Source organism: Dietzia sp. NPDC055343 (assembly GCF_053645265.1).
This window is the reverse complement of the sequence record NZ_JBSHMJ010000094.1, coordinates 1-3,268: the sequence shown is the minus strand read 5'-3', so window position 1 is coordinate 3,268 and position 3,268 is coordinate 1. Positions and strand designations below refer to the sequence as shown.

3 protein-coding genes are annotated in these 3,268 nt (G+C 69.3%); all 3 read left to right on the top strand.

Features of this window, described 5'->3' with window-relative positions; translation table 11 throughout:
- The first annotated feature begins 76 nt into the window (after positions 1–76).
- Entirely contained in the window at positions 77–1,564 is a 1,488-nt protein-coding gene (locus tag ACWIE7_RS18560; protein WP_454070241.1) for a DUF3375 domain-containing protein, read from the top strand.
- 2 nt (positions 1,565–1,566) lie between these two features.
- A complete protein-coding gene (locus tag ACWIE7_RS18555; protein WP_454070240.1) occupies positions 1,567–2,274 on the top strand; it encodes a DUF4194 domain-containing protein in 708 nt (235 codons plus the stop codon).
- Positions 2,267–3,268: ATP-binding protein (locus ACWIE7_RS18550; protein WP_454070239.1), on the top strand; the 1,002-nt coding region annotated here is incomplete at its 3' end. The genes ACWIE7_RS18555 and ACWIE7_RS18550, both read left to right, overlap by 8 nt.

Below are 3,268 nucleotides of genomic sequence, written 5' to 3'. Positions count from 1 at the left end.
GCTCCGCGCGTGACCTGAGCCGGCTCGGCCGCGGCCTGCGCGGCCCGGTGTCGTGGTCACGTGCCACGATGAGACCATGTCCGCGCTGGCACGCTACCTCGCCCTCACCCGTCTGGGTGGCGAGTCACCGGCGCTCGCGCTCCTGCGCAGCCCGCTCTGGCCGTTGATCGTCGCGGTGCTGACCCAGGTGTTCGAGGGTTCGTCCCGGCGGGTCGCGTCCTCGGAGTTCTACGAATACCTGGACCGGACGCTGGTGGTGGTCCGCGATGCGGGCGCCGAGGTGTCCGCGAACGCCCAGTCCTATGTCCGCACCTGGGTGGACGCCGGCTGGATGCTCCGGCGACCCGGTACCGCCGCCACCGGAGAGACCCTCGAGCCGACGCAGTCGGCGCTCGTGGTAATGGATTTCCTGGAGAGCCTGCAGACACCGCGACGAGGCCTCACCGTGTCGCGGGTCGAGACGCTGACCCGGCAACTCGAGGATCTCGCCCGTGACACCGACCCCTCCGTGCAGGGCCGTCTGGCCGCGCTTACCCGGGAACGCGACCGCATCGACGCCGCCATCGCCAGGGTGCAGGAAGGAGATCTCGAACTCGTCGACTCCGAGAAGGTCGGCGAGAAGATTTCGGAGATCATTCGTGGAGCCGACGACATCCCCGCGGATTTCGCTCGCGTGAGAGCCGAGTTCGACTCGCTCAACCAGGATCTCCGTCGTCGGCTCCTGGATCAGGACGGGGCCCGTGGTGACGTCCTCGACGCGGTGTTCGGCGGGGTCGACCTCATCGGGGACTCCGAGGCCGGCCGCAGCTTCTCGTCCTTCTACTCGGTCCTGCTCGATCCTGAGCGCTCGGCTTCGGTGGATACCTGGATCGACGACATCCTGAGCCGGCCGCAGGTGGCCGACCTACCCCCGTCGGCCAAGCGCGCGTTGCGTGAGGTGTTCGCGGAGATGGAGACCGCAGGCGCCGAGGTCAATGGGGTCCTCACCTCACTGTCCCGCAGTCTGCGTCATTTCGTGACCACCGACGCCTATGTCGAGCACCGGCAGATGCTCGCGCTCATCCGCTCGGCCAGGTCCGGCGCCGCCGAGGCCAGCCGGAGCCGCGCGGTGCGACCGACCAGCCAGATGTCGGTGCCTCTGCGCCGGGTCGGCATGTCCGTACGATCCGTCGGCGCCTTACGGCTGCGCAATCCGGGTGAGGAGCGCGTGGCTCGTGAGGTCTCGAGGAATGAGGCAGGCACAGCGGATCTACAGGCGCTCACCTCACTGGTCCGGGCATCGGAGATCGACGAGGGCGAGCTCCGCGCCCACGTTGACGACGTGGTGGCCAGGCTGGGCCCCTCGTCGATCGGCACCGTGTTGCGTGAACACCCCGCCACCCAGGGAGTCGCCAGCGTCGTCGGACTGCTCAACCTGGCGATCACCACCCGGGCCCGGCCGCCGACCGGCGAGGCCGACGCCGCTGAGACCATCTCGTGGACGAGCGGTTCCAAGACCACCCTCAGCGCCCGGATACCCACGCTGGTGTTCACCGCAGACCTGCTCCAAGAGGAGAACCAGTGACAATGACCGGATCGGACGACGCCGACCCGGGAACCGAAGACCGGGCCGACCACGACGGGCTCTGGCCCGGCGACGCCGGAACGCTGTCCTTCGCGTCCAGGCGTGCGCTGTCGCGCCTGCTCACCGGTCCTCTGGTGCAGTCCCACCGCCAACCGGAGATCTGGGCGGCGGTGGTGTCGGATGAGCCCGCACTCCGGTCCCGGCTCGCGGACGTGTTCCTCGACCTCGTCCTGGACCACGACGCGGGGATCGCGTTCACCCGGCAGGTCGACACCGGTGGCCGGGTCGATGTCCCGGCGGTGCTCCGGACGGAGACGCTGTCGCACATGGACACCGTGCTGCTCCTCCACCTCAGATCCGAACTGTCCGTGGCCCAGCCCGGCGAGCGGGTGATCGTGGACCGCGAGGACGTCGCCGAACAGATCGACGTCTACCGACCGGTCGTTGATTCGGATCGAAGCCGCTACGTCCGCAAGTTCGACGCGTCGTGGAACCGCCTGAAGACCTACTCCCTGCTCTCGGACATCGAGACCGAGGGGCGGGCCGAGGTCTCCCCGGTGCTGCGCCACCTGTTCGACGCGGACGTCGTCGCGGGGATCCGGGACGAGTACCGCGCGCTGATCGAAGCGCTCGACGAGTCCGCGACCGACGGCGACCCGCTACTCGATGACGATGACGACGACAACAACGACGAGGGCGGCGATGTCTGACACCCTGCAGCTCCCCGGCACGCCGGAACACCCGGGCCAGATGCGGCTGTCCCGGATCCAGGTGTGCAACTGGGGCACGCTCGACGGGTACCACGACCTCGATGTACCCCGGAAAGGCTTCCTCGTCACCGGCGGATCCGGCTCCGGCAAGTCCACCCTCATCGACGCCGTCTCCGCCGTCCTCGTGCCGCCGACACATCTCCGGTTCAACGCCGCCGCCCAGGAGGAGGCCGGCCGCGGGTCGGGGCGCAGCCTCGTGTCGTACATCCGCGGTGCCTGGCGCCGAGGCGCCGACGACGAATCCGGGGATCTCGCGTCCGTCTATCTCCGCCCCAAGGCCACCTTCTCCGCGATCGCGCTGACCTACGCCGACGGCGCCGAACGCTGTGTGACCCTGCTGCTCCTGCTCTACCTGCGCTCCGGGGACAACTCGGCGACCGGGGTCAAACGCCTCCACGGGGTCGGCGAGCACTCACCCGACGACCCGCTGGATCTTCCGGACCTGTTCGGTTACCTCCGCGGCGGCATCGACAAGCGGGCACTGAAACGCGAGATTCCGGCCGTCAGGTTCCATGACAGCTACTCGGCGTTCGCGGCGGCCTTCCGGCGCCGACTCGGTATCGCCTCGGAGGCGGCGCAGCTGCTGCTGCACCGGACGCTGTCGGCCAAGTCACTGTCGAGTCTCGACCAGCTGTTCCGGAACTTCATGTTGGATGAGCCGGACACGTTCGCCATCGCCGACCGTGCGGTGGAGCAGTTCGCCGAGCTGCGCCAGGCGCACCGCTCCGTGGTCGATGTCCGCAGGCAGATCGCCCACCTCGGCCCGCTCGCCGAGCTCGCGTCGGCCCGCGACCGGGTGCTTGCGCGGGAGAGCGAGCTTGACGCCGAGAGCAGGGCGTTCCCCGCGGTGCAGTCCGCCGTCACCACCGAGCTGGTCGAGGAGGAGCTGCGGACCGCACGTAGCGCACTCGTGGCCGCGGAGTCGACCGTCGCC